Raw genomic sequence first — 1,716 nt, forward strand, 5'->3', positions numbered from 1 at the left:
GATAAGGGATTGCTCGAGGATTCAGATGAATCTATGTCACAACTGATATCTCGCTGCTCCAATGGAATTAGAGAGAGAATTCTAAAAGGATTGCGAGTAGGTGTATATAGTGTTTCATTCTCGAAAAATGCCTTAGAGCCAATGATGTGGGCGCATTATGCTGCTGGTTTTAAAGGTTGTGTTGTCATCTACAATGCACCAGATAATATTATTCCTCTTAAGCGCAACATCTATTCTGACGAATATATTAATTACCCTATTGACAGCGTGGAATACAGGGACCATGAAAAACACATACCGATTCTTAAAAGTGTTTTGCAAGATGACCTTGCGATTCGGGAAACTCTTTTGGCGAAAAATACATTCTGGCATTACGAGGTAGAGAAGAGGGTATTTCTCACAAAAAGATATATAACACAGAGTTTAGGAGGGTTAAATTTCGCATTGTCCAATGATAATTCTGATCGCATATTTCATCATGATCCATCGTTGATAGCTGGCATTATTTTTGGCCCCGGCTTTGATAGAAATAAAAAGGAGTCACTAGAACTTCTCCTTCGTGATAACAGAAGGCATAAGCCTTGCAGTCAATTTTATTTGTTTGATACTAAACTCACAAGTGCAGGTACTATAAAAATTGTTCGAGGTAAGGAAATTGAATCCAGTTTCAAGACTGGTAATTCAGGTGAAATATCAATCAAAAAATTACCAGGTATATTGAATCAATTAGGCATTACTAAAACTTGACGAATCTTTCGGTTATGAATTGCCATAGCTACAGTAGTCATCTTTTAAGTAGGTAAGTAATCAATTTCCGCTCCTCGCTCAAAGCTGCCCTCTATACCGCTAAGCAGCTAAGGGCCAGAAGCGGACATTACGAACATTGGCGCAAGAGTATAGATAGTGCTTACAGTGGCTCAATATGATTGAGCCAGACAGTCAGGGATTACGCCTTAGCTACAGCTAACTGAGCACGGGCTTTCTACCGGTCTTTATCAGTCATTGATGGTGGCAAGTGCCAGATCGTTTAAACGGGAGACGCGTTCTAGGTGCGGCAACCCCGTGAAGAATCCGGATGAAAGGAAGATAAACGTCAGGTCACGCTCAGGGTCGATCAGGAAAGACGTTGATCCCCCGCCAACCGCCGCAAACGCTTTAGATGAGGCGGTATGGCCTGCGGGAGTAAATATATGGCTTTCACCGCGCGCATATCCGCCCAGCAACGAGAAATTCGCCGGGAAAGGTGCCATGCCGCGGGCCTCCGTTTCAAACAGCCAGCCGTCATTGGTGAGCTCGCCGGTGTGGTTGCGATTTGCGTAGTCGTACAGCGCCGGAGAAAGGTAACGAATATCACCCGTTGTTCCGCGCCCGCGGTACATCTCGGTAAATCTGAATACGTCATCAATGGTTGAAAATGCGTTGCCTGCCGGGAACTCAGCTGTCCCGGTGAAGAAATTGTTGCAGGCATTAAGCAGTACCGGTGTCATTGGCGTGCTGTTTTTCTCCGTTGCCGATGCGGGTACACGGCGGGTATCAGCCCTATCAATGCCAAAGCTGCTGTCATTCATCCCCAGCGGAATGAATAAATCTTCAGTGGCAATCTGAGAAAAAGAGCGGCCCCGGGTTAATGCCGGTCACTTAAGGTGACCGGCATTGTTTTTTAAGGGATATTTCGACCTTTTTTCTCTCACTTCCCTGGCATATTCACGCTCACGT

1 protein-coding gene and 1 pseudogene are annotated in these 1,716 nt (G+C 45.0%); one reads left to right on the plus strand and one right to left on the minus strand.

Annotated elements, in window-relative coordinates; genetic code table 11:
- Positions 1-747 (plus strand): DUF2971 domain-containing protein (locus AC1DUO_RS24675; protein ID WP_477989251.1); only part of this gene is annotated, 747 nt, incomplete at its 5' end.
- Between the two features lie 248 nt (positions 748-995).
- On the opposite strand, the pseudogene AC1DUO_RS24680 reads toward AC1DUO_RS24675, so the two are convergent.
- Positions 996-1,613: pseudogene (locus AC1DUO_RS24680) on the minus strand (serine hydrolase); the annotation flags it as partial.
- Positions 1,614-1,716 lie beyond the last annotated feature (103 nt).

The organism is Rahnella sp. P4_A8, from assembly GCF_056402435.1.